Consider the following 23,861-nt stretch of genomic DNA (forward strand, 5'->3'; position numbering starts at 1 on the left):
TTGGCAGCCCTGGCGCCGTGCGGCGATCAGTCGGACTCTTCGAGCTCCTCGAGCGCGCGCCAGGCCAGATCGGCCAAGGTGTCGCCAGTCGAGGTCACCCAACGCCGGGTGCCCTGGTTGGCGACCGGGCGATTCGCCCACCCTGCCCACTCCCACATCAGGCTGACCAGACCAGATGGCGAATACTGTTTGCCGTCGACGGCCCACAGGATCGGCTTCAACCGATGCAGAGCCCACGTCGCTCGCCCGCGTTGGGGGTCCTCGGCAAGCCAGGCCCGCATCGCTTCGGCCTCGGACGGATGGCCGGCGACCAACGTCAGAGGTTCGCCCTCGGGCAGGACATTCCGGTCGATCAACACCGAGACCGCGGTCGGGCGCCGCAGGCGTTTGGTCGTGCGGGTTCGCTTGTACTTGTTGCCAGCCACGGGCGCCGACTGGTCCGTGCCAGCGGCGAGGACGCGCGCGACCACGTCACGAGTGCGCTCGACGTCGGCGCACACAGCGCGTATTTGCGAGCGTTCGCCGTACAGGTCGTCGATCGCGGTAACCACGGCGGGCAGCAGGCGGCCGACAATCCCCGGGACTTGCTGCCGAGCCCCGGCCAGCCAGGTGAGGTTCTGGTCCGGTTCGCTGATCGCCTCGGTGTCGAGACTGCGGAAGACGAGGTGCGCGAGCAGGTAGACGCCATGCTCGGCGAGTGCGATGGCGCGACCCTCGTAACGAGAGCGCAAGGCGTGCAGGCTGGTGCGCACCTCCCGCAGCACATTGACCGCGTTCCACAGCAGGTAGGCGCTCGGACGCGGGCGGAACAGGGCGTCATGGATGCCCTGTGGGCCGCGTTCCCACAGGACGTCGAGGTCGGTCGCGATGCGCGCCGCGTACTGGCTGGCCGGATGGGCACATGCCAATGCGCACGCCGCCTCCACGACCGAACAGCCGGTCTCCGGCGGAGGGTCGAGCTCCCCGCGCCGGACACCGTATTCCAGGCCGAGTTCGGCGCGAAGCTCGGCCATGATTTCGGCCTGCACCGACTCCAGGGCGATGAAATCACGCTGCTCGACTCGGTTTTGGCGGTTCGTGGCCTGGGTGGTCTTCTTGGCGAATTCCTGCTCTTCGCCGGTCACGATGATGCGCACACCGACTTGTGCCGCGGCGGCATCAGGTTCGCAGGCGACCGCCTCCGCGATGGACCTGACGGTTTGGGCTCCGTTGACGACGCTGGCGTTGTGCAGGGTCAGGGCGAGCGGACGGCTGTACGGATTCCGCATCGACTGGGGGGCCTTCTGCACCGAATCGCAGAGGATGGTGATGCCGTTGTTGAAATACCAGAAGGCGGAGGGCTCGGTGGTCAGGGTTTCGATCAAACCGTTGTTGATCGACGTGCGACCCAGCGGATTACGAATGTTCAGGTTGTACAGGTGCGAACCGGCATCCACCCATTGGGCAACCTGCTCGGCGTCGACAACCCCCTGATAGGACTCGTATGGCGTCGAGATACTGAACCACGGAAAGAGATCGACCGACAGGACAACCGGATCGGCCGAATGATCATCGCGCACCGATTGCCAGATCTCGGGGGCCAGAATGATCCGGTGGTTCAGGATCGCGCCATGCCGGTTGAATTCCTTCTCCCCGTGTTCGATGGCATCCCGGAATCCCGGGGTGACCTCGTCGGCTCGCATCAGAACGATCACCTGGGTCACCGGGACCGCGTCCGAAGTCATTACTTTCCCGGCGTATTCGGCGAGGTGCCGGCCACGGGGATTGAACGGTGCGTAGTCCTCGTCGTCGATGAGACGCAGTCCGTGTAGCAACTCCTGCACGGCCGACCGTTCACTCGGAGCGCGTCCGGTCTTGCTCCACTTCGCTTGCACGAGGTAGATGTGCGGGTCGGGGCCCTCGACGACCGCCAATGCGTCGATTCCCTGGTCGGCCACACCGTCGATCACAGTTTGCGCGGCCTGCTCGGGACCGAACCCGGTGACGATGCGGACAGCCTGGGCGGCCAATGCCCGGGATAGTGCTCGTGGTGAGCGTTCCTCGTCGGGCTTGTCGTCGAGATCGCTGAGGTCGAGCAACCCGGGTTCGATGTAGGTAGTGCGGAGGAAGCGGGCTACCTGACGCACCTGGCTGGGGACATCGATGTGGTCGCCACGCGAGGTGCTGCTCACGCGCATCCTTCCTGGCCGGGGTGGTCTCGCTGGATACTCCGGATTTTGCGCGACCCGGATTCCGCCAGAGTACCTGAACAGCAACGCTATTCGACGGTAAATGGTTCACGACTCGGCCCGCCCTCGAGGTTCGGGAGACCGAACCGGGTGCTGCCCGCAAGCTCGTGCGCGGCTCGGTCGTGCAGACCGAGGCGGTAGGGGGTCCTACGGCCGTCTCACACCGCGATCAGCTCACTCCCGTTCCAGGTGAACCGTGCCGTCGTCACCGCATCGACCCCGTCGCCGCTGATGATCTGATGAATTCCGATACCGCTCAATTCGGCGTAGGTGCACCACTCGTGGTCGGAGGTGAGTACCAGGTCCAGGTCGAGGGCCGACAGCAAGGCGAAGATTTGTCCGCGATTGGCCGTGTCGACGCCGACGAAGACCTCGTCCAGCATGATCATGCGGGGGGCTTGCGGTGCGGCCTGGTAGTGGGCGGCGACGGCGGCGAACAGTGGTAGGTGCAGGGCGATGGCTTTCTCGCCGCCGGAGAGTGCGCCGTGCAGCTTCTTGGTCAGCTCCTGGAAGTCCTCGCCTTTGCCGCGATCGATCTTGACGACGAACTGATGCCAGGCGGTGTAGTCGAAGACCTGCGCGAGCTGCTGCTCCCAGCTGGTGGCGGAATCGTCGGCCTTGGCTGCCTCGATCCGATCGCGCAGGAAGCGATGCAGGGATTCGCGATCGGCGCCATCGAGGCGGGCGGGATCGCGCAGGAGCAGGTCGCGAGCGGTTTTGGTGCCGGGTGGAAGGTCTTTGCGTACCTGCCATACGAGTTTCACCGCCACATTGGAAGCTGTACGGACTCGCTCCAAGCGGGCGTTCATGCCGTCCACGAGCTCATTGGCCTGCCGGATCCGGGCGGCCAGGTGGCGTCGGGTGTCGCCGGTGAGGGTGTGGTCGAACAGGCGCCGTTCCTGGTCGGTGATCTCCTGCTTGCTCTGTTCGGCCTCGGCTTCGATCGCACGCAACAGTTCGGCGCAGCCGACCCGGACGCCGTCGACGACGGCGGTGAACACCTGGATGTCGTCGTTGGATTCGAGATCCAGATCGGCGCGGGTGCTCAGTGCGCTGCGGCATTCGTGGACCGAATCGGCGAGCCTGCGCATGGCCTCGCTGAGGTTGGTCGGTGAATGTGGGATCGCGGGCCAGGCAGCCGCCACCATCCGGGCGGCATCGAGCGCGGCGCGGACACCATCGGAGGCGGCCAGCGTGGCCCGGAATTTCGCCAGATGGGGGAGCCTGCCGTCATCAGGGAAGGTGCCGACGGCCAGTCTCCTGAACTCGGCGGCCAGCTCGTCGCGATGTGCGGTGGCGGCATCGCGGGCGGCCATGTCGGCTGACCGCTGAGACTCGAGTCTTCCCAGCGTGCGGGCATATTCGGTCAGGTCGGCGCGATCGTTGTCCAAGCTTTCGGTGAGGGAACCGATGCGTTGCCGGGTCTGGGCGATCTGCTCGATGACGTGCCGGTATTCCTGCCCGATCGAGTTCTCGATGGTCGTGAGCTCGGCAGTCAGCATCTCGTGTTCCTCAGCCGCGGCTGCCGCGGCGGCAGTGGCTGCCGTGGCATCGGCGGCGGACTGGACGGCGCGGTCGGCGGCTTCACCGGCGGTGGCACGGGCGCTACGCACTTCGGCCAAGGTATCCAGCCAGGTCCCGGTTTGACCTTCGAAGTCCGCGGTGGCCTGGCTGATCACGCGCAGCGCGGCCGGATCGGCCGGGAGCCCGGACTCCGCGGCGCGCGCGGCAAGAGCACGCTGGGCTCGCCCGACCTGCTGTTCCCGTGTGCTCACCGTGGTGACCCGTTCACGCACCAGCCGGTCGGCGGCGTGGAGCACTGATTCGGCACGGGTACAGGCGGTTTCGGCCGCGACCACCGCCTCGGAACTCGGCAATCCGGTCCGTTCCGATTCGATGAGCTGCCGTCGTGCGGCGCACCGAGCCAGCTCGTTGTCCAACGCATCCAGGCGATGCTCGAGTTCGGCGATCTCGGTGTCCAACATGTGGATACGGTGTTCGCGTACACGTGCCCGCGTGGTCGCGCCGATGAAGCTCGGTTGATCCTTCGACCACGAACCGGTGAGGTTGGCCAGCCGCCACCGGCCGTCGCTGGACACCGCCGCCACAACATCCGTCGCAAGCTCATCGCCGAAGGCGATGCTGCTCAGCAACCGATACACCAGTTCGGTGGGAACCCCGGCGTCCGGCACCGGGCGGAGTGCATCGGCCAGTGACCTGCCCGGCACCGGCGGCAATGCCCTGGGGTCGGCGAACAGGTCGTGACCGGTGAGCATGCCGTCGTCGCCGACCCAGGCGTCGAGAATCCCGGCCGATTCGAGGGCCGCCTCCACACCGGCCTCGGCCTCGGGGGTGAGGTCATCGGCGAATTCGATCAGTTGCCACAGCGGCGCACCCGGCATCCGGCTTCGGTCGGCGGTGCGCCACGGGGGCGGCTCCGGGGCGATTGCCTGCTCGGTTGCGAGACGATCGCGCTGGGCGATGCGGTCGTCTCGCGTGGCTTTCACCGTCGCTATCTCGTGCCGGCAGTGCGTTTCGCGGCGAATGATCTCTTGGCCCGCCACGCTCGCGGCGGCATTGACCCGCTCGACCAGCGCCGGCCGATCCGCAGCGAGGTCGACTAGGCCGTCGACATCATCGAACACCAGTGCTGTGCAGCTGCCGGCCCAGCCGCGGACAGCGTCGCGAAACTCGGCCAGCGCCTGATCGAATGTTTGCTGTGCCTGGCTGTGTGCGGTTTCGGCGGCGAGGAGCCCGGCGCGCGCGGCGTCGAGGTCGGATTCGGCGTCGGTGCGCCGGGTGATCGCGCTGTTGTGACGGGTCAGCAGGTCGCGGAGGTCGTCGATCTGATCATGCCGGGACCGGACAGCCGCACGCAGGAGTGCACGGGCTCGAGAAGCCTCCGAATGTTGCTCCAGTTCGTCGAACACACTCGTCAATGCCGCCCGGCCGGCTGCTTGCCTGGCGTCTATCGCCGCGTTGTCAGCCACTCGCTGCCAGCTCTGGACCGTGTCGGCCGCCTCCGCGCTTCGGGCCGCATCGCGTTCGGCACGCAGGCGTAGCTCGGCTGCGCGGCGTTCGGCGCCGGCGGCACGATCGCGCGCCCGCTCGGCGGATTTCCGCAGATCGTCGAGCTCGAGCCCTTTCTGATATGCCGGTAGCTTCATCAAGCCCTCGAGCGCGGCCTCCGTCGTGGCCAGCTCCGAAGCGGACCGGCCGACCCGAGCCTGCGTGTCCTGGTTCAGCGAATCCACCCGGTCGTATTCGGCCGCGGACACCCTCGCGTTCTCGGACAACCGATCCAGCTCGGTGGTCGCCGAGATCAGCGCCGCGGCGCGGGCGCGCAGCACCCGCTGGGCGTAGACCTGCTGCTGGCGAGCCAGCTTCCTGGTCGCGGCCACTTCCTCATCCAACCGGGCGAGGCGTTCGCGCTGGGCGTCGAGGCGTTCGAAGCCTTCGGCGAGGTCGGCGATTTCCTCTCTGCTCAGCGGCGGAAGTGCGCGGGAGAGCAAGGTAGACAGCAAAGCCGGGTCCAGACGTTGGGACAACTTGGGTGTCCGCAGTTGCAGCAGGGCGGTGATCAGCGCGTCGTAGCGGTCGTCGTTCAGCGTCGGGAACAACGTCGAACGCACCGCCTCCCGGTAGTCCGTGGCATTGTCGTGCACCACCCCGCCGTCACCGAGACGGTCGGCCAGACCGGCTCGGGTGAGCGGACGGTTCGACTCGGTCAACGACACCGACGACGGCTCGGGAGCGTCGATGCGCAGTTCGGTGGTGAAGTAATCGGCATGCACACTGGTCGTCCGTGACGTGGCCTGCAGCCGGGCACCGCAGGTGAACCACCGATCCGGCGATCCGGGCAAGCAGAACTCGAGCCACACGTACCCGACGCGGGTAGTGCCGGATGCGCCCTCACCCATGAGGTTCCAGTGCATCGTGCGCTCCCCGGTGCCGAAGGTCGACAGCCGATTCGGCCGGAGGCTGGCATCGAACAGGAAAGGGAGCAGCAGCTCGAGCGCCTTCGATTTGCCACTGCCGTTCGGGCCACGCAGCAGCAGCCGGCCGTGGTGGAACTCGAAGATCTCATCGTAGTAGCGCCACACATTGAGGATGCCCGCGCGCGTGGGCAGCCACCGCGGTTGCCGATCGCTGCCGGATTGGTGTCGCGGTAGCTGGGTCACGGTCATGACTCGGCCTCCTCGTTGCTGGTAGTGCGGATGGTGGAGAGCCGGTAGCGAGCCGCGGCGGGCAGGGGTTCGATCAGGCCGGATGACCGGGTGCGCAGCAACCCGAACGAACGCAACACCGCCAGTGCATCGGTGACCAGACGTTGCGCACCGTCGTCGCCCTGGTATGTGCGCGCCCATCGCGGAAACCTGGTCAGCAGGTCGGCGGCCGCGCGGTGCAACCGCTCTGGGGTGGTCGGGCCCGGCATGGCGTCGAGCAGTACCAGCGCCGCGACGTTGGCCGTCGAGGCGTCGTCGGGAAACCGTACGTCGGTGGCAATGGCGTCGGGGTCGATGAAGAGCATTCCCTCGGCGCGTTCTTCCAGGACAAAGCCACCCTGGTCGGCGGCTTTGCGCAGCAGCTGCCTTCCGGTGAGGGAGGTGATGTACGCGCGTTCATCGCCGGTGAGATCGTCGAAGTACACCACCGGGTCGTCGGCGAGACGACGGAAGACGCTGTGCCGCAGCCACAGGTTGCGCTGGGTATCGGATACCCCCGCACGGTCGGCGTGCTTACCGGACGCGGCCGGCCCGTATCGGCGTTCCCGGACAAGCTCGGCCAGCAGGTCATCGAGGCGTGAGCTGACCTCGGTCGCCGCACCAGCGATCTGCGATGGCCCATTGGGCGTGGCGAGCAGTCTGAGCAGCAGGGTCGAATCCACGCGGAACAGCACTTTCGCCGCGTCGGAGTCGATGTAGGCGTCGGTGCTGCCATCCATGACCTGAATGACGCCGAAGGATTCCAAGAGGCGAAGCACGTCCACATACGCCATCCGGTGCGCGCGGGTGGCGGTGTCGAATTCGGGTAACAGCGGATCGTGACGGGTGGCCGCATGCACTCGCCGAGCCAGCAGGCCGATCGTCGTCACCGGCGCCGAGAACAATTCCGCGGCGACCACACACAGCAGCACATAGCGGATCCGATCGAATTCGGCTCTGCCGGAACGAATCCGCCGAGCCGGGCGGGTCGAGTCGATTTCGGTGCGTACCTTCATCAATCGGGCATAACCCAGGCGCGGCTCGACGACCAGCGTCCAGCCACAGTAGAAGTCGAACCACTTCGCGATCGGATCGCGGCGGCGGCGCACGATGTCGAAGATCTCCGGTGCGTGTCGTTCGACGATCAACGGGTCGGCCAGTAGCGCGCGGACACCGCGGGAGACGTCCGCCCGTTCCGCGATGACCAATTGATTGGCGAGCTCGCTCATCGCCGGCTGCCCGGCAGGTGTCGAATCATGCCGAGGCCTCGCGTTCGCTGCGGCGCCCCAACGCCTCGATCTCCAACACATAGTCGGGTCCACGGAACACTCCGCGCGGGTCTTCAACTCCGCCTCAGCGCTGTCCGCCGGTGGGCGCAGCACTATCTCGACGCGCCCATCCAACGTGACCCCGCGCCGTGCGCCCGTGGCATCCGCCCCCGCGCCCAACGCCCTGCCGAGCAGTTCGAGTAAGCGATCGAACAGGTCGTGATCGAGCGCGCCGAATGACGAGAGTCGCACGGCGGCACCGGTATCGAGCATGTCCCACGCCGCTTCCAGCTCGGCGCGTTCAGCGGCTGCGCGCGCGGCGCGTTCGGCCTTGACGGCTGCCACATCCGGGATGGTGCCGGTGCGTCCGAAACGCTCGGTACGCCCGGACGTTCGAAGCAGCGGCGACACTTCGACCGGCGGCGCGGTGTGCCACGATTCGGTATAGCCGACCAGTTCCGGGTCCGGGTGGGCCAGATGAGCGTGTCGGGCCGACCCGAGACCGAACGCCGTCGCCCAGAGCCGGTGCAGATCCTCGCGGTCCGGAATGACCGCAAACCAGCGGGCCAGCTCACGGAAGTCGGCAACCGCGCTACTCGATCGTCGTCGCGATTCGGTGATGCGATCGAGAACTTGCAATAGTGCAATGATCGCCTTGCGGCCGACCAGCCGTAGCTGGTCTATCCGCGGTGCGGACCCGTCTGCGGGCAGGAACCATGCCCGGAGTCCCTCCCAGCGTGCCCGGCGTTGTTCGATCCAGACCGGGGCTGGATCGGGTCCGGTGAGATGAGGGAGCTCGGCGCCGAGCAGGGCGCGCCGATGCATGCGGCTGACACCATGATCGTCGACCGCCTGAATCCTGGCGGCGATGGTGTGGGTGCGCTGCTCGATATCGGTGAGGAACTCTTGCAGGTAGGCGACCGTGGCGGCCTTGACGTCATGGAAAACCGTGAGGTCGGCGCCCTCACTGCGGAGTAGTCGTTGCAGCTCGCCGTTGAACTGTTTGGTGTTGGTGCGCAACGCCTCCAGATGTGATTCCAGCTCCGTGAGGCTGGTGAAGACGCGGCGATCGGTGCCCGATTCGAGATCCCGCAGCAGGTCGGCGAGACGATCGGCGATCGCGTCGAGAACCGCGGTCTGCAGCGCGCCGGCGGATGCGAGGACAGTCATCGCGTGTACCACGCCCGCGAAGGCGGCCTCGCCTTGCTTGGTCAGCGAATACTGGAGGTTCCGGCGCTCATAGTCGGCAGCGGTCCGGTAGTTCTCGGTGTGGTTCTGGACGACATCGACCAGATTCCAGTCCTGCAACTGTCCGAGCGCGTGCGTGAGTTGATCATCGTCGATCGGCTCCAGCCAGCCGATCGACCGCAGCCGGGAACGGACCTCGTCGATTCCGAGCGCAGTCTCCAGACGTTCGTTCGCCTCTCCGAAGGCCTGCAACACCGAGACGTACAAGCCTGCGCGGTCTCCGCTGGTGAAGCGGAACATCTCGGGCGGCACCCGGATCGGATCCATCGCGTACCCCTGGTCGGACGATAACGACACCTACGATATCTGTGGGGTCCGACAGAATCAGGGCGCGATGTCGGACAGCAGGACATCGATGATGCGCTCCTGAGACACGGCCACCCCGTGTCTACACATCTGAACGCTCAACTCGGGATCCCACGGAACCGGCGTGACCCGGCCGACAGCCGGACCGTTGTCGCCGGCAGCGGCAAGATAGTCGCCGGTCGTCATGCGCCAGGGCAGCGCGCCGGTCCTGGCCGCGAGGTTGGCCGCAATCCGCAGTCCCTCACCATCGAAGTCACCGCTGTAATACAGCCGCGCGCCATCGCCGGATAGCAGGTCGAGCAATACGACCGCCGCAGAACTCGGCCACCCCGATACACACACCATCGGCGGGCAGCGGTCGCCGAACCTTGCTACCGCGGTCGCCAGCACGCTGGGATTTTCTACTACCCAGATCCGCTCGGCGACGGTGAGTGGACGATCGACCGCACGTAATTGCTGCAGGCTCAGTACCGCGGCGACACCCGCCTCGCGGCACGCTGTCACAACGCGGCCGACGGTGGAATCGGTGCCTGTTACCGGCAACCCCGCGACGAGAACGGTCGACGACAGTTCGTCATCGGAGATCCCGGCCAGCGTCCAGATCGCCCGGAGACCGAGCGCATCGGCCGGCGGGTCGACATCGTATATTGCGGCGAGCGCACGAATCACCATGCCGTGTAGTCGAGAACCCTCGTCAAGCGCGTGTGGGTTATCGAGGACCCGCTGGGCGAATACCGGGAGATGCAGGCCCGTGCTGGGGAGTGCATCGAGAACCCGCAGTGCCCGATCGAGCTCGGTTCTGGTTCGATGCACCGAACCCCCGATTAGGCCTTGGCGCCGCATCGTTGCTGCCCAGACAGCCAGCGTTGGCTGTGCGGAGACAACCTCGTGCCCGGCCAGCCACGCCCACAATTGGTCCCGTTCCCCGGCTGCGGCCGCCCGCTGTGCCGAAAGGTCAGGGATCGGGCCGAGTAGGTGCTCGATGAGTGTGCGGGCATCGCAGCCAACGGCGTCCTGTAACGCATCGTCAAGTGCTGAGACGGCGATCGACGGGTACTCGCCAGACAGACGATCGCGTCCGAGTAGATCAGCGAATGCTGTTTGTTGCGTGATGTTCAAGGGGCCGAATCGGATACGCCGCACGGGGCGTCCCGACGACAGCCGTTTGTACAGCGCATCCCACAGTGGTGCCAGGTCAGAGGCAAGCCCGATGCGCAGATGATCCGCGCGCAATGGGGCGCTGTGCTGCCCACCGTGTGCGTCCGTCATGGCGTCATTCTGCCCCGGCGGCAGTGTTCATCGGCCGGGCGCGCGGCAGCCTGAGCAGTTCGATGTCGTGTGTGGGCCGAACACCGCAGCCGAGTGTGCGGCGCTGCCCAGCGGTAACGTGCAATCCGGTGCGTCGCTCACTTCGGGGCGGCTCGAGGGACCGCGTAGGCACAAGTTCACAAGTTTGCAAGAATGGCCCGGCCGCCGCTCCACCCCCGAACGCTCCAGTCGCAAGGAACAGGTATGACCGATCGGCCGTCACCGACGTGGGTGTATCACATCACCCGTCTCGAGCACTTGTCGTCGATGATCGCACAGGGGATTTGGAGCGACAATCTGGCTTCGAGCGAGGGGCTTACCTCGATCCCGATCGGGCACAGCCACCTGAAGCAGCAGCGGGCAGCCAAGGTCGTCCCGGTTCATCCGGGCGGGTTTCTGTCCGACTATGTTCCGTTCTATTTCGCTCCCCGAAGTCCGATGCTGTACGCGATCAATAAGGGGCGGGTCAAAGGTTACGTAGACGGGTGTGACCGGATCGTTTACCTGGTGACTACAACCGAGGCGCTGCGGGGCGAAGGTCTAGCGGTGCTCGGGACCGACCGGCATGCGTTGACCGCGTATTCGCGCTTCACCCGCGACGATCGTGAGCTCACAGCGATGGTCGACTGGCGACTCATGACCGAGAAGTACTGGTCGGACACCCAGGAGGACCCCGACCGTATGGAGCGTCGACAGGCGGAGTTGCTGGTTCACCAGCGTGTCCCGTGGGATAGCATCCTGTACGTTGCGACTCGATCCGATGCGGTAGCTGCCGAGGTCAGACCGATAGTGGCGGCCGGTGGACCGGCGCCGAAGGTTCTTGTCAGAGGCAGCTGGTATTTCTGAGGCGTGGAGGTCGACATGATTCGAGAGGAACACGGTAACCTCCTCCGTGCCGAGACCGACGCGCTGGTCAATACAGTGAACACGGTAGGAGTGATGGGCAAGGGTATTGCCTTGCAGTTTCGGCGTGCTTATCCGGAAATGTTTCTCGCATACGAAAAAGCGGCCAAGACGGGGGGCATCCAGGTCGGAAGAATTTTCGTGTGGGAGACCGGTGCGCTGAGCGGTCCTCGGTTCATTCTCAACTTTCCGACTAAACGTCATTGGCGTTCCGGTAGTCGATTGCCGGATATCGAGGCGGGGTTGGAAGATCTTGTCGAGGTGATCCGGAAATTCGGCATCGAGTCGATCGCAATTCCACCGTTGGGGTGCGGGAACGGTGGCCTGTCGTGGCAGGATGTTGCGCCACGGATATGGGACGCGCTGGAACCGCTCGCGCCCGACGTCGACATTCTCGTTTACCCGCCCGAAGGTGCTCCTCCAGCGGCGGAGATGATCACTCGGACGCCACCGCCGCCGATGACAACGGCTCGGGCGACGGTGATCAAGCTTATAGCGGAGTATGAGCACGCCGTCATGCATGCGCCTACCCAGGTTGAGGTTCACAAGCTCGTCTACTTTCTGCAGTATGCGGGGCAGGCGTTGCGGCTCGATTTCGTCAAAGGCCGCTATGGGCCTTATGCGGACAACCTGCGAAAGACGTTGCGGGAAATCGAAGGACATTTCATTACCGGTTTCGGTGATGGGAGCGCGCGCGCGCTGGAGGCTGAACCCATTCGCGTGATACCCGATGCGGCGGTGCGTTCGGATGCGGTTCTCGCAGACGATCCCGATTCGGCTCGGCGGGTGGAGCAAGTGATCACTCTCGCTGAGGGGTTCGGCAGTATGTACGGGATGGAGCTGCTGGCCAGCGTGCACTGGGCGGCTGTGGTCGGCAAGTCCCGGGATGGTGATGAGATTGCCGAATACGTCCAGGCGTGGACCGAACGCAAAGGGGTGCTCTTCTCGGATTCGCACGTCGAGGCCGCGGTGAAGCGTCTTGCCGAGCAGGGGTGGCTTCCTCGGGGATTCGTGACGAATCGACCATAAAGCTGGTCAACGCTGGCCGTCGGGATATCGACGTCGACGCTGAAGTTGTCGGGCATGCAGCTGTAGTCAACCGCGAAGGGACTCCGGGCAGGCAGATCTCAGGTGAACAACGTAGACCTCAACCAGGAAACGGCCTGTTCGGGTTTCGCGGCCGTGTCTACCCCATGTACCCGCACTTCGCCCAGCCTGCGGCCGTTACCTGTGATGCTCAGGGTCCGGTGAGACGAGGAGTTCGGTTGTGGGAAGACGATTGCAGCGGACGGAGCAATCGACGGGGCATATCCCGCGGTGTACGTAAGTAGTTGGTGGACGTCCGCCGCGCTGATTACCTGGTCGGCATATGTCTTGTACTTCGCGTCGATCGGGTAGAGGGTCGGAATCGAGCCACCGCCCGTACGTCGCAGCAGAACATCAGGGCGGAAGGGCGGGCGGGGCGAGAGGTCGCCGTGGACGGTAATCGCGGACGTGCCCGTGGAGGGGACGATCGCGGCGCCGGCGGGTGCGGCGTCCTGGACCAGGCGGCGGACTATCGATTCCCACAGAACGGGCATATCCAGGAGCAGGGTTTCGGCAGAGGAGCCGGTGTCCACCAGGAGATCAGTGACGCCCCCGCCCCGCAGTATGAGCCTGGACCAGAGGTGGGCGGTGCGGTAGCGGCGGTTGAGACGCGTGTAGTTGGTGCGGTTGAGCGTGCGCAGAGCGCTGGTGGCGGTGCCGGCGGTGGGGAATTCGGTTGCGGTGATGGCGAGTTGGTGGGCCAGGTGCGGGTCGGTGACCATGGGGCGGGCGGCGCGCAGGGCCAGCCCGCAGAGTTGGTTTTCCCAGATGTCGATGGCGCGGTCGAAGGTGCGGCTGTGGAGTTGGTCGAGCATGCCGAAGCGTTTGGTGGCTTGGGCGACGATGTCGAGGCGGCCGCGGAGGACTGGTTCGATGACGTCGTGGCGGACGTAGTCGCGGCGTAGGCCGTCGCGGAGCAGGGTTTGGCATTCGGCGAGTAGGGCGGCGGCGACGAGGTCGGGGAGGCCGTGGCGGTCGAGCTGCCAGCGGCGCAGGGTGGTGACGTGGGGTACTGGTGTGGCGGTGGCGTAGCAGAACCAGCGCAGTAGGGAGTTGCCGGTGAAGGCCGCCTTGGGGGTGATGATCAGGCGGATGTGGTCCAAGGCGAGGACACCGACGGTGGCACGCGCCGTGAAGGTCCAGCCGGTGCGGTCCGGGGTGATCACGCAGCGGCGTTGGTCGTGTAGTGCGCGCAGGCGGATGAGGTCGGCGTCGGTGAGTTGATCCAGGCGCAGCGAGACCGATTCGTATTCACCCAAACGGATTTCGGGACGGTCAGCCATCGAGGTCACGGCTGCTGCCTGCGGTGAACTCGGATGCCAGTGCTGCCGCCAGGTCCGCGACGGCGATCTGAGCTGGTCGGCCGCTGTCCTGATCGACCAAGCCGCCCAGGAGTTCTCGCAGCAGTTCGACTCGGCCGACGCAGTAGTCCTCCACCAGCGGGACGATGTCGTGGTAGAAGGCGGCAGCCAGTTCTTCATCGGTGGCGACTGGTTCGCTGTCAGCGAGCAGGTAGGCGTGGCCGATCTGGTGGTCGGGGTCGAGACATCCGGCGATTCGGGTATTGAGGGAGGTCAGGAAAGCCGCGAGGTCGAGCGGGCCGACCGCACCGGACAGGGCATCGGGGTCGGGGCCGATGTCGATGAAGGCGAAACGGCGGCGGATCGCGGCGTCGAGATGGCTGACGCTGCGGTCGGCGGTGTTCATCGTGCCGATGATGCGCAGGTTCGGTGGGACGGTGAAGGTGCGCTTGCTGATCGGCAAACGCATTGGGAGGCCGCGCTTGTCGGTCTCCAGGAGGGTGACGAGCTCCCCGAAGATCCTGGGCAGGTCGCCACGGTTGATCTCGTCGATGATGAGGAAGAAAGGTTGCGTGTCGGCTTTTGCAGCTGCGGTGCACATGGTGTGGAACAGGCCGTCGGTCAGTGTCAGTCGCAAGCCGTGCGCGTCGGGATCGTCGACCGGCTTATAGCCCTCGACGAAATCCTCGTAACCGTACGACGGGTGGAATGTCACCAGCTCGACATGATCGGAACCGAGCATTTCTCTGACCGAAGCCGATTCGTCGGCGCCGCCGATGGCCTGGCCGCGGCCGGTGGCAGCCAGTGCGGTGTGCAGGGCCAGCCGGGTTTTGCCGGTGCCCGGTGGGCCGTGCAGGATGACCTGACCTTTGCGGTCGAGCGCGGCCAGGACCTGGCTGATGTTTTCGGGTGTTTCCGCGTCCACCTCGGTTCGTGACCCATCGGGCTCGGTCGAACCGTTGGTGATGAGCGTGAACCGTGCTTCGGGCACCTTGACCAAGGTGCGCAGCCATCCACGCTGAGGCTCGTCGAGATCGCGGGCGTATGAGGTATCCCAGTCGACGGGCACGACGTGATGTGATTCGGTTCGGGTCGTGTCAAAGCGGTAGCCGCCGGAGACCGTACCGACGGCGAGGACCCGTTGCAGGCCATGGTTGGCAACGATCCGATCACCCGGTTCGAGGTCGCGGAAGGCCAGTAGTTCCCGTGCCTGGCGCAGGCTCCCACCGGCAGCTTGCGGCCGGTGCTGGTCCAGCGCATGCTTCAGTTCGGTGTCACTGGTGTACTGGGCGAGGTCGCCGACCTCGTCCCAACCGACGCAGATGTAGTTGCCCGCCAGACAGTCCGACCAATGCCGGGCGTTCTCGCCGGGTGCGACTTTCCAGACGGCCCGCTTTTGCGCTCGGGGGTCGAAGTTCGCGTACAGGAACACCATCACCTCGGCGGGCGACAGTGCGCGAAGATCGGTGTATTGCTCGACCAACGCCCGCAGTTGCCGATTCGCCCGCCAGGCGGGCGCGTGCCGATCAGGCGCGCCGCCGAGCAGGGTGATGAACGACCGGAGGTGGGTGCGTGAATAGATGGGCAGGAAATGCTGGGGGAAATAGGCGGCCAGCGACTTGGTCACCAGGGCTTGGCCGGAGGCGAGGACCTCGAGGTCGTCGAGTTCGGCGAAGGCCTCACGTTCGACCGCATCGAAGGCCGCGATGAACTCGCCACGCAGCCGCTGCCAGGCCTCGTCGATGCTCAATCCCATCAGAGGCGGAGCGAGCCGCCACTCACCGGAGTTGTGCCGGTAGATGATGTGTTTACCTGCACTGCCTCCGCCGATGCTGCCGAACTCTGTCGCGACGAATTCGAGCACTCGACAGTAAGTCGGCTCGCCGTCGGTCCCGGCGCCCAGCGCGTACTGGTCGAGTCGCATAGTCGGCCATTGGTCGCGCGGAAACCGCTCGACTATCTGGCGCCGTTGGCTTTCTCCGTCCGCAACCCGATCCGCGATCGCAGCGCGGTCAAAGGTGGCGAGAGCGGCTTGCAGGTCCATGATGTCCTTGAATGTCCTATACGGCCGAAGAGCCGGGGTTTCGTATAGCTGATGGGCGGTCGGTCAACCGTTGACCACGGGAATGCGGTGCTCGGCCAGGTGGTTCAGCACCGACTGGTTTGCCTCCCAGCCGTCCGGGAACTTCACCGGCACACCCAGGTGGACTGGCTCTGCCGACGGGTGTGCATCGAGTAACTCGGGGATCCCTGCGCGACCGACGACGATGCACGCGTGTCGGTGCCGGGAGGTCAGCACGCACAGTCGGCCTGCTTCCAAGTGAAATGCGCTCGCATCGCGACGCCCCGACAGCGGGTGCAACACGATCGTCACGTCGTACTCCCGCCCTTGCAGCCGATTCGCCGTGTCGACGGTGATCGGTTCGCCCGGCGTTCCGCGCAACGCTGACCGAATCGCGTCGGCCTGGTCCCGATGTGCCGTCCCGATGGCGATGCGTTCGGTCGTGACCGCACGGCTGCCTTGTTCGGAGTGGGCCGTGGCGCCGCGTTCGAGGAGGCGGCAGGCGAGGGCGGCTATGGCGGATACGGCTTCGCGGTCGGTGCGTAGGGTGTGGCGGGCGGGGAGTTCGTACCAGGCCCAGCCGGTTTCGGCGGCTGTGTCGAGGGCTTCGTCGAGGGGGCTGCGGAGGCCTCGGGTCGCGTAGTCGAGGCGGCGTTGGTCGGGCTCGGTTCCTGCGCGGAAGGGGGTGAAGGGGTAGAAGGCGGCTGAGACTACGGGGGCTGCGGAGGCGGGGAGGCGCCAGGAGACCGGGAGGCGGTGGGGGTCGGGGAGGTCGGGGTTGTTGGCGAGCATGACGCTGACGGCGCTCATGGTGGGGTCCCAGGACAGGCCTGCCCAGCGGTCTACGTCGACGGTGGCGAAAGGGTCCAGCTGCCCAGGATCGCCCACGAACAACGCTCGGTCGAAGCGGTTGGCGATGCGTAACAGCATGTCCGAGCGCATTTGGTAGGCCTCGTCGACGATTGCCCAGGACCAGGTGCCGTCGTCGATGGTGGCCCATTTGGCGGCGGTGCCGATGACGATGGCTCGGTCGGTGAGGTCGGTGTGTTTTTGGGCTATGCGGACGTTGGGGCGTTGGACGCGTTCGGATTCGGTGTAGGTGGCGGCGGAGAGGCGGCCGATGCGGAGGGTGGGGTCGGCGGTGGCGAGGCGGTCGATGAGGTCGTCGACCTGTTCGTTGGTTTGGGCGACGATCATTTTTTGAGTGTCGTCTTCGGCGAGTTGGCGGGCGGCGCGGACGACGAGGGTGGATTTGCCTGCGCCGGGTGGGGAGTCGACGACCAGAGCGCGGTGGGGTGGGTCGCGGAGGTCGTCGAGGATGTCGGTGACTACCTGGTCAGGGGTGGTCATGGTCGGGTCTCCCGGCGGTGAGCTGTCGATGGGGCCGTGCGCGCAGAAGCGACGATGCGACACGCGGACTCGAGATCGGCCGTGGCGTCATGGCGGGCGCGTGGTGCCCGGCGAGGGGATGGTGCCGGTCGTCGGCGCGGTACGGCGAGATCGATGCAGCCGTGGGCAGTGGTCGGCCGCGTTTGCGGCGGCAGGACCAACGTGTCGGGTTCGGGGACCCCGGCGGGGCGTGGACGGGAGTTGTTCGCCACGCACGACGCGGCATAGGCAAAGTGAACTGCGAACGATGTGGCGGAGAACCTCACGACCACTCCTCGGCTGGTTCGTCCGCGCTGGGGGCATATTCCGGTGGAGGCCCGCCGTGTGTCCACGGAGTCTCTTCGCGGGCAGGCAGTTTGGCCGGGGCATTGAAACTTGCTGGCGAGAAACGTGCGAAGCCCACGACATCACCGACTTCGGGCACCGAGCCGGGTGGCGCGGTGAGGGCTCGACCCATCCCGCCTTCGAGTTCGAGCACGATGCCGTCCTCGTCGACCTCGACGACCTTTCCCTTCTGCTTCACCCGCTCGATGCTGAACAGCGTCTCGTCGAGGGATGCACGGAAAGGGTCGTCGGTACGAACCCGGATATGAGGGCGCAGTTTGCGGCGGGAACCGCTGGTGTCGATGCGGTCCGGTTCGCTGTCGAAGACCTCGCCGCGGAATGCCTCTCCGGCGAGCCGACGTTCGATCATCACGCGCGGGTCGTCGAAGGCGCGTTCGGCTTCGAAGATGTCGAGGGCGCGTTCGCGGTCGAGGAGGCGGCGGACGGCGGGGACGGCGGAGTCGCGGCGGGCCTGGGGGAGGCTTTCAGGGAGGTCGGCGGTGAAGCGGGAGTAGGCGGAGCGGTCGTTGAGCCAGCGGCGGGGCACGCTGGCGCCTTCGGGGAGGGCGCGGAGTAGTTCGATGCCCCGCCACATCAGGTGCCAGGTGGGTTCGAGTTGGGCGCGTAGGGCGCTCTCGAGGCGGTGTACGGCGACGGTCCTCGCTTCGTCGCCGATGGCGTTGTCGTAGGCGGTGATCAGCGGGGCCAGTTCTTCGTTGTCGAAGCTCGGATCGGTGGCGGGGCCCGCGGGCGGGGTGCGTAGCGGGTCTTCGGCGAGTGCGGCGGCTTGGGCGCCGGTGCGGCCGTGCGGTGGGGCGATCCAGCCGAGGAGGGCAGCGAGGTTGGCGTCTTCGAGGGCGGATTGGCCGGTGGCCCAATGCATGGTGAGCACGGTGGTCAGTGGGAGCAGCGCGCAGGAACCCGGATGTTCGGCGCGGTCGGCGAACCAAGTGAGCCAGCGGCCGAGCAGCGGCACCGACTCGGGGACAGCGGTGGGTCCTTCGGTGGGGTGGAAGCGGACCGAGCGGCCGAGGAGACGGAGGAACTCGACGCCGCCGCCGTTGGGGACCAGCAGTTGCGGTGCGTCGTTGTAGCGCTTCCACTCCTGTGGTGCTGCCGCCTCGTCGGTTTCGGTCTGCTCGCCCGCGGCGGAAAGGCCGGCCGCCTCGGTCTTGCTCGCCGCACCGGCATCGCTCCCGCTGCGGGACTTGATCGGCACCAGTTCGAACGAGGCCGATGGGTCGGCGAAGGACGAGATATAGGGCAGCACCCGGTCGGCGACATCCGCGATGAATTGCAGGCGCAGGACGCGGTCGCGGGGCTGGGGGACGATGAGGAACTCGACGTCATCGGGCGCTGTGCCTGCCAGCAGCGCCAGCGGTGCCGCCGCTTCGCCCGCCAGGCGCAGCGGGACGATGACCAGGGGCCGGTCCGAGAGATGATGATGGCGCACGTCCGCGATCGGCTGTGCCCGACCGGCCTGTGCTGCTTCGATTCTGGCGAGGGCGGTGAGCACGCTCATCCGGCGATCTCCAGACGCAGTCGGTGCGCGATACGGAGCTTTTCGGCGATATCGGCGTGTTCGGGGCCGGGGGTGAGGGTGCCGTTCGCCAAGGCCAGGACGGTGTCCATCTGGTCGATTCCGCCGACGTCGTCGCAGACGCCGCGGCCGAGCACATCCACCGAACCGCACGCTGTGGCTTCGGCGCGGCAGGCGAAGGCCAGGTCGCAGGTGGACATGCATTCGGGTGCGTAGCGGGACGGGATGGCGGCGATGGTTGCGGCCAGCTTGTCGCCGGGCTCGAAGGTGGCCTCCGGTGGCAGAGATTGTGCGAGTGCGGGAATCGAGGTGAGTCGGGAGAGTTGGCGGGCGATGACGGCGAGCTGTTTGCGCAGGTCCACCAGTTCGGCGGTGGGGCGGTTGGTGAAGTTTTCGGTGCAGACCAGGATCGCGTTGTGCGAGACCAGCTCCGGTGACTCGCCGATCTCGGTCATCAGCTCGCGCAGCGCCAGGACATACACCGCGGATTGCCGCGCGGCGGAGGCGACCTGGACCGGATCGGCCCTGCCGTCCACGACGGGGAACGATTTGATCTCGACGACGTGGAACTGCCCGTCGATCTGGAGCGCCACCACATCGGGCTCCAGATACGCGGGGACACCGGCGATGTCGAGTCGCAGCATCGGATGGTCGAACATCGTGCCCTCGCCCGAATGGACGGCGTGGGCGAGCAGCTGCCGGGTCCGCTGATAGCGCACGGCGTTTCCGGCGTTCTCGCCGACCGTGCCGAGATCGTGGTAGGCGACCTCGGGGATGGTGAGCCGCAGTTTGTCGCGCAGCAGGGCGAGTAGTTCGGCGCAGCCGTTGGCCTTCACCATCGCTTCGAAGGCGTTGCCGCGGGTGATCGCGAATTGCGATTGGCCGAACCGTGGTGGATGGCCGAGAGCCTGCGCGATCGCGGCTTTGTCGACGGCGGCGGCGTCGAGGAGGGCGCGGCGGGAGCAGCCGGGGTTGGCGGTGAGCGCGGCGATGGTGCGTGCGTTGTGGCGGGCGGTGGGTGCGGCGCCGCGCAACTGGTCGAGTTGTGCTGTGAGGGTGCTCATCCGACCTCGCTTCGTCGGGCGGCCACGCCGAGCCGGGTGCCGAACAGTTGGGCGGCTGGGTCGTCGAGCTGGCGGGTGGCCCGCTGGGCGGCCTGTTCGCGTTGGTGGGTGTCTTCATCGATATGCACCGCGAGTTCCCCGCGGGCGGCCTCGATGACGGCGGCGGGGTCGAGTCGGTCCGGGGTGCCGTCTATCCCCGGAATCGAGGTGGTGAGCTGCCACAGCACCCGTCGCCCGGACGGTTCGGAGTGTTGGTGGGCGCTGACGTGCTCGGCGAGGCGGATCGCGACCTTCAACAGATCCACCCGCGGGCTCAGCGGGCCGACCATGCGCTGCGCGAGCGGCCAGGTGCTCACCGCGAACAAACCACGGGCCGGTGCCAGCAGGTCGGTGGTCAGCGCCGAGCAGATGTAATAGGGCCGGGCGAAGGGGGCGGCGCGGAAGGAGCGCTCTTCATCGCGGCGCAGGCTCGTCAGCCGGGCGGGGACCAGTTCGCCGGAGAAGAAGCCGGTGTGCACGGCCAGTACGAGTTTCGGTGCGGATGGCACCGACAACAGCGTGAGGGCGCGGTGGACATGCTCGCGGACCGGGACGGTCGAGGTCGGAGGTACCGGTGCTTCCGGCGCGGCGCCGAGAACGACCGCGTCCCAGGAGTCTTCGGCTCGGCGTAGCTCGGCGCGAAGTCGTCGCGCGGTGGTGCGATCACCGCTGGCCGCAGCGCGTCGGACCTCGGCTCGCAGCTCCGCGATCTGCGCCTCCAGCTCTTCTGCTGAGTGCGTCACGGGTGAGAACCTATCCAGAGGTTCCAGTAAAGTCCAGTAACTGCCAGTATTCGTGGCAGCGTGTCGCGCGCTGGAGACTGATCGGACATCACCTACTACATACGGGACGAAAACCGTGTGGGTGAGAGCCGCTCGTCACTGCCCTGGCGGCAAGACGCACGCAACGAGTCTCGTCTACCGCCGGATCGGGACGAGTGAGCCGGTGAGGTCGCGGAATGCGTCCAGGATCAGCGAGCCGTAGTGATCGGGATCGGGCATCATCGCCTCGCCCGAGCTGAAGGAGATGACGATCTCCTCACCCTGTGACGTGATCAGATGGCGTAGCCCGTCGCCGTCCATCGTCGGGAGTACGCCGAAGATCCTGGCGATCGGCCGGTCGCAGAATTCGAGTGCGGTGGCGACCGGGGGCACGTTGCTGATGGTGGTGTTGACCAACGGGACAGTGTCGGCTGCTTCGAAATTGCGTTGGGCGCGAGCCCAGCCGGCCAGGCGGAGAAGCCAGGACGGGGAGGTTTCCACACGGGATTCGGTGCACAGGACCGACGGGTCGGAGTTGCGTTGTTTCTCGGAGGTGGCGGATTCGCGGATCGCCTGGAGGCGTTCGATGGGGTCGGTGATGTCGGTGTGGAGGTCGACATACATCTGGACCAGCTGGTTGGCGGAGGTCCAGGTGGTGATGGGGCGCATGGACATGGGGACCATGGCGGCGAGCGAACCGGCGGGGAGTTCGTCTCGTTCGGCCAGGTAAGTGGTCAAAGCGCCCGCGATCGTGGCCAGCATCAGATCGTTGAGGGTGATCCGGGTGGGGCTGTTGGCCTTGGCTTTCAGGACTTCGGCCAAGGGGATGGTGACCAGGTCGAAGGTCAGTGGGTGCTGGATGGGTCGGTTGAAGCGGGTGGCGGGGCGGTGGGGGAGCGGTTGGTCGAGTCGGCCCTCTTCGATACGGGTTTCGACTTCGGCTGCGGCGGAACGGGTGCGGCGTAGGCCTGTCGCGAAGCGGAGGGTGCCGAGGGTGAGGGCGTCGGCGGTGTGGAGTGCGGTGGTGGGCGTCGGCCAACGGGGATCGAGTTGAGGAGCAGGGGGTAAGGGGCCGTCGCCGAAGAGCTCGAGTTCCAGCTCGCGGGTGGCTACGCCGTCGCCCACGCTGTGGTGGAATTTCAGGACTACGAAGGTGGCTTCGCCGGGGAAGTTCGGTACCTCGCGGACTCGGTCCATGACGTGGATCTCCCACGGAGGGCGGGCGAGATCCATTCGAGTGGACGCTGTTTCGGCGATCGCGCGACGGACGTCGGACCAGGTGCCCGGCGTGGTGAGCCGGACGTGGTCGCGGAGGTCGAGGATCGGGTCGGGGACCCAGTAGGGGAGGTCGAGATCCAGGGGGACGCGCTGGAGGCGGCGATGGAACAGCTTCGAGTGACCGAGGCGCGCTCGCACCCAGTCGACCACCTGATCCGTAGTCAGCGGCTTCGCGCCGGAGGAATCGAACGCGTAGACCGCGACGATGTTCGACAGGTGGCGGTCGGTTTCGTCGTAGACGAAGACGGCGTCGCGGGGGTGCAGCCGTTCGGCGGATATGCGCAGTGGGGCAGCGGATTTCATCACGCGCCGATCGATTGCGCGATCATCGGCCACGAGCTGTGCAGGTCGTCCTCCCAATACCCCCAGGAGTGGGTGCCCATCGGGCGAATGTTGTAGGTGATATTGGTGCGGCCGAGTTCGGCGGTGCGTTGAGCGAGGCGGGTGGTGCAGAAATTGGTCGCGGCTTCGATGGTGCCGCCGACGAGGGTCTGGTTGAGGAGCTTGCGGGTGTCGTTGTCCAAGCGGGCATTGGCGAGAGTGTCGTGGATGCCGGGGAAGCCGCTGCCGCTGGAGACATACATGGGGATATTCGGCAGGCGGTGAGCTTGCAGATACGGGTCGTGTTGACGCCAGGCGTCGCCGCCGAGCGGGCCCCACATGTTCTCCGCGTCGCCGCCACCCATATTGATCACCGTTTTGACGAACGCCTGACCGATGGGATCGCTGGTCATCGCGCAGCCGCTGTAGGCCGAGGCGCTGCGGTAGAGGTCGGGTGCCTGGATGGTCAGATCCAGGACCGAAGTCCCTGCCATCGAGATACCGGCGAGGGCATTCACCCCGGTGGTGCCGAACGTCGAATCGACCACGGGCGGAAGCTCTTCGGTGAGGAAGGTGGCCCACATGTTGCGGCCGTTGTTCTCCAGAGTCTCGGCGAGACCCTCGTCGGGGTTCTGCCAGTCGGTGTAGTAGCTGAACGCGCCCTCCATCGGGATGACGACATTGACATGTTTGTCGGCGAAGAATTCGACGGCGTCGGTCTGGCCGAACCAGTTGGCGGCATCCTCGCCGCCGCCCGCGCCGTTGAGCAGATACAAGGTCGGTGCGGGAATGTGAGTGTCTCTGGGGCGCAGCACTTTCAACGCGATCGAGCGTTGCATGGACGGTGAGAAGACGGTGATCTCGACGAGTTGTCCGGCACCGATCGACTGACTCACCACCACCGGGCCGGGATCGGCGGACGCCATTGTCGCGCCGACGGCGAGTGGAGTGGCGCCCAATGCGAGAACGCATGCGGTCGAAGTGATTCCGCGTAACCTACCGAGATTCATCTGCACACCAACTACCGATCACATGGAGATCGGGGGCACCCGCGTCGGCGGGCGCCCCCGAATCGTTGCCTGGGGTCTACTTGCCGGGGGCAGGCGTACCGCCGCTCAGGGTGATCAGCGCGTTGACGATATTGGTGCCGTTCTCGCCGAGGCTCGCGGTTCCCATGCCCAGAATGTCGATGAGCGATCCCATTGTTTTCTCCTACCGTGTGTTGTGAAT

The 23,861-nt window shown here is 66.3% G+C and carries 14 protein-coding genes; 2 read left to right on the forward strand and 12 right to left on the reverse strand.

Translation table 11 applies throughout. The annotated features are described in order from the left end of the window. Nucleotides 1-26 precede the first annotated feature (26 nt). The 4 genes from QH168_RS11200 to QH168_RS11215 all read right to left on the reverse strand — a co-directional run bounded on the left by QH168_RS11200 (nt 27) and on the right by QH168_RS11215 (nt 10,524). Complete coding sequence (locus QH168_RS11200; protein WP_280234514.1) at nt 27-2,171, reverse strand: AIPR family protein; 2,145 nt, start codon at nt 2,169-2,171, stop codon at nt 27-29. 215 nt (nt 2,172-2,386) lie between these two features. Continuing rightward, nucleotides 2,387-6,415, reverse strand: a complete 4,029-nt coding sequence (locus QH168_RS11205) for a TIGR02680 family protein (RefSeq protein WP_280234515.1) — start codon at nt 6,413-6,415, stop codon at nt 2,387-2,389. Further along, nucleotides 6,412-9,216, reverse strand: coding sequence for a TIGR02677 family protein (locus QH168_RS11210; protein WP_280234516.1), 2,805 nt, complete (start codon nt 9,214-9,216; stop codon nt 6,412-6,414). The genes QH168_RS11205 and QH168_RS11210 overlap by 4 nt, the downstream gene beginning before the upstream one ends. A 57-nt stretch (nt 9,217-9,273) precedes the next feature. Next, the gene (locus QH168_RS11215) at nt 9,274-10,524 is read right to left on the reverse strand and encodes a TIGR02679 family protein (protein WP_280234517.1); all 1,251 of its coding nucleotides are present in this window, start codon (nt 10,522-10,524) and stop codon (nt 9,274-9,276) included. 243 nt (nt 10,525-10,767) lie between these two features. On the opposite strand from QH168_RS11215, the gene darT reads away from it, so the two are divergent. Together darT and darG are read left to right on the forward strand one after the other, a co-directional pair. Then, entirely contained in the window at nt 10,768-11,409 is a 642-nt protein-coding gene (darT, locus tag QH168_RS11220) for a type II toxin-antitoxin system toxin DNA ADP-ribosyl transferase DarT (RefSeq protein WP_280234518.1), read from the forward strand. Between the two features lie 15 nt (nt 11,410-11,424). Further along, entirely contained in the window at nt 11,425-12,495 is a 1,071-nt protein-coding gene (darG, locus tag QH168_RS11225) for a type II toxin-antitoxin system antitoxin DNA ADP-ribosyl glycohydrolase DarG (RefSeq protein ID WP_280234519.1), read from the forward strand. Nucleotides 12,496-12,593: 98 nt separating this feature from the next. On the opposite strand, the gene QH168_RS11230 is transcribed toward darG, so the two are convergent. The 8 genes from QH168_RS11230 to QH168_RS11265 all read right to left on the reverse strand — a co-directional run bounded on the left by QH168_RS11230 (nt 12,594) and on the right by QH168_RS11265 (nt 23,557). Then, a complete protein-coding gene (locus QH168_RS11230; RefSeq protein ID WP_280234535.1) occupies nt 12,594-13,835 on the reverse strand; it encodes an McrC family protein in 1,242 nt (413 codons plus the stop codon). Continuing rightward, complete coding sequence (locus QH168_RS11235; protein ID WP_280234520.1) at nt 13,828-15,777, reverse strand: AAA family ATPase; 1,950 nt, start codon at nt 15,775-15,777, stop codon at nt 13,828-13,830. The genes QH168_RS11230 and QH168_RS11235 overlap by 8 nt, the downstream gene beginning before the upstream one ends. A 183-nt stretch (nt 15,778-15,960) precedes the next feature. Beyond that, entirely contained in the window at nt 15,961-17,265 is a 1,305-nt protein-coding gene (locus QH168_RS11240; RefSeq protein ID WP_280234521.1) for an AAA domain-containing protein, read from the reverse strand. A gap of 301 nt (nt 17,266-17,566) precedes the next feature. Further along, complete coding sequence (locus QH168_RS11245) at nt 17,567-19,150, reverse strand: hypothetical protein (protein ID WP_280234522.1); 1,584 nt, start codon at nt 19,148-19,150, stop codon at nt 17,567-17,569. Continuing rightward, nucleotides 19,147-20,232 carry a hypothetical protein gene (locus QH168_RS11250; RefSeq protein WP_280234523.1) on the reverse strand — a complete coding sequence of 362 codons (1,086 nt, stop codon included), beginning with the start codon at nt 20,230-20,232 and terminating at the stop codon, nt 19,147-19,149. The genes QH168_RS11245 and QH168_RS11250 overlap by 4 nt, the downstream gene beginning before the upstream one ends. Further along, the gene (locus QH168_RS11255; RefSeq protein WP_280234524.1) at nt 20,229-21,014 is read right to left on the reverse strand and encodes a hypothetical protein; all 786 of its coding nucleotides are present in this window, start codon (nt 21,012-21,014) and stop codon (nt 20,229-20,231) included. Before QH168_RS11255 ends, QH168_RS11250 begins: the two co-directional genes overlap by 4 nt. A gap of 174 nt (nt 21,015-21,188) precedes the next feature. Further along, a complete protein-coding gene (locus QH168_RS11260) occupies nt 21,189-22,613 on the reverse strand; it encodes a wax ester/triacylglycerol synthase family O-acyltransferase (RefSeq protein ID WP_280234525.1) in 1,425 nt (474 codons plus the stop codon). Then, on the reverse strand, nt 22,613-23,557 hold the full coding sequence (locus tag QH168_RS11265; protein WP_280234536.1) for an alpha/beta hydrolase: 945 nt from the start codon (nt 23,555-23,557) through the stop codon (nt 22,613-22,615). Before QH168_RS11265 ends, QH168_RS11260 begins: the two co-directional genes overlap by 1 nt. Nucleotides 23,558-23,861 lie beyond the last annotated feature (304 nt).

This window comes from Nocardia cyriacigeorgica (assembly GCF_029868385.1).
GTDB lineage: Bacteria > Actinomycetota > Actinomycetes > Mycobacteriales > Mycobacteriaceae > Nocardia > Nocardia cyriacigeorgica_F.

Coding starts and splice junctions, on each gene's coding strand:
- QH168_RS11205 (WP_280234515.1), bottom strand. CDS start 6,415: ATGACCGTGACCCAGCTACCGCGACACCAATCCGGCAGCGATCGGCAA.
- QH168_RS11230 (WP_280234535.1), bottom strand. CDS start 13,835: ATGGCTGACCGTCCCGAAATCCGTTTGGGTGAATACGAATCGGTCTCG.
- QH168_RS11265 (WP_280234536.1), bottom strand. CDS start 23,557: ATGGCGTCCGCCGATCCCGGCCCGGTGGTGGTGAGTCAGTCGATCGGT.
- QH168_RS11245 (WP_280234522.1), bottom strand. CDS start 19,150: ATGAGCGTGCTCACCGCCCTCGCCAGAATCGAAGCAGCACAGGCCGGT.
- darG (WP_280234519.1), top strand. CDS start 11,425: ATGATTCGAGAGGAACACGGTAACCTCCTCCGTGCCGAGACCGACGCG.
- QH168_RS11210 (WP_280234516.1), bottom strand. CDS start 9,216: ATGGATCCGATCCGGGTGCCGCCCGAGATGTTCCGCTTCACCAGCGGA.
- QH168_RS11215 (WP_280234517.1), bottom strand. CDS start 10,524: ATGACGGACGCACACGGTGGGCAGCACAGCGCCCCATTGCGCGCGGAT.
- QH168_RS11235 (WP_280234520.1), bottom strand. CDS start 15,777: ATGCGACTCGACCAGTACGCGCTGGGCGCCGGGACCGACGGCGAGCCG.
- QH168_RS11240 (WP_280234521.1), bottom strand. CDS start 17,265: ATGACCACCCCTGACCAGGTAGTCACCGACATCCTCGACGACCTCCGC.
- darT (WP_280234518.1), top strand. CDS start 10,768: ATGACCGATCGGCCGTCACCGACGTGGGTGTATCACATCACCCGTCTC.
- QH168_RS11260 (WP_280234525.1), bottom strand. CDS start 22,613: ATGAAATCCGCTGCCCCACTGCGCATATCCGCCGAACGGCTGCACCCC.
- QH168_RS11250 (WP_280234523.1), bottom strand. CDS start 20,232: ATGAGCACCCTCACAGCACAACTCGACCAGTTGCGCGGCGCCGCACCC.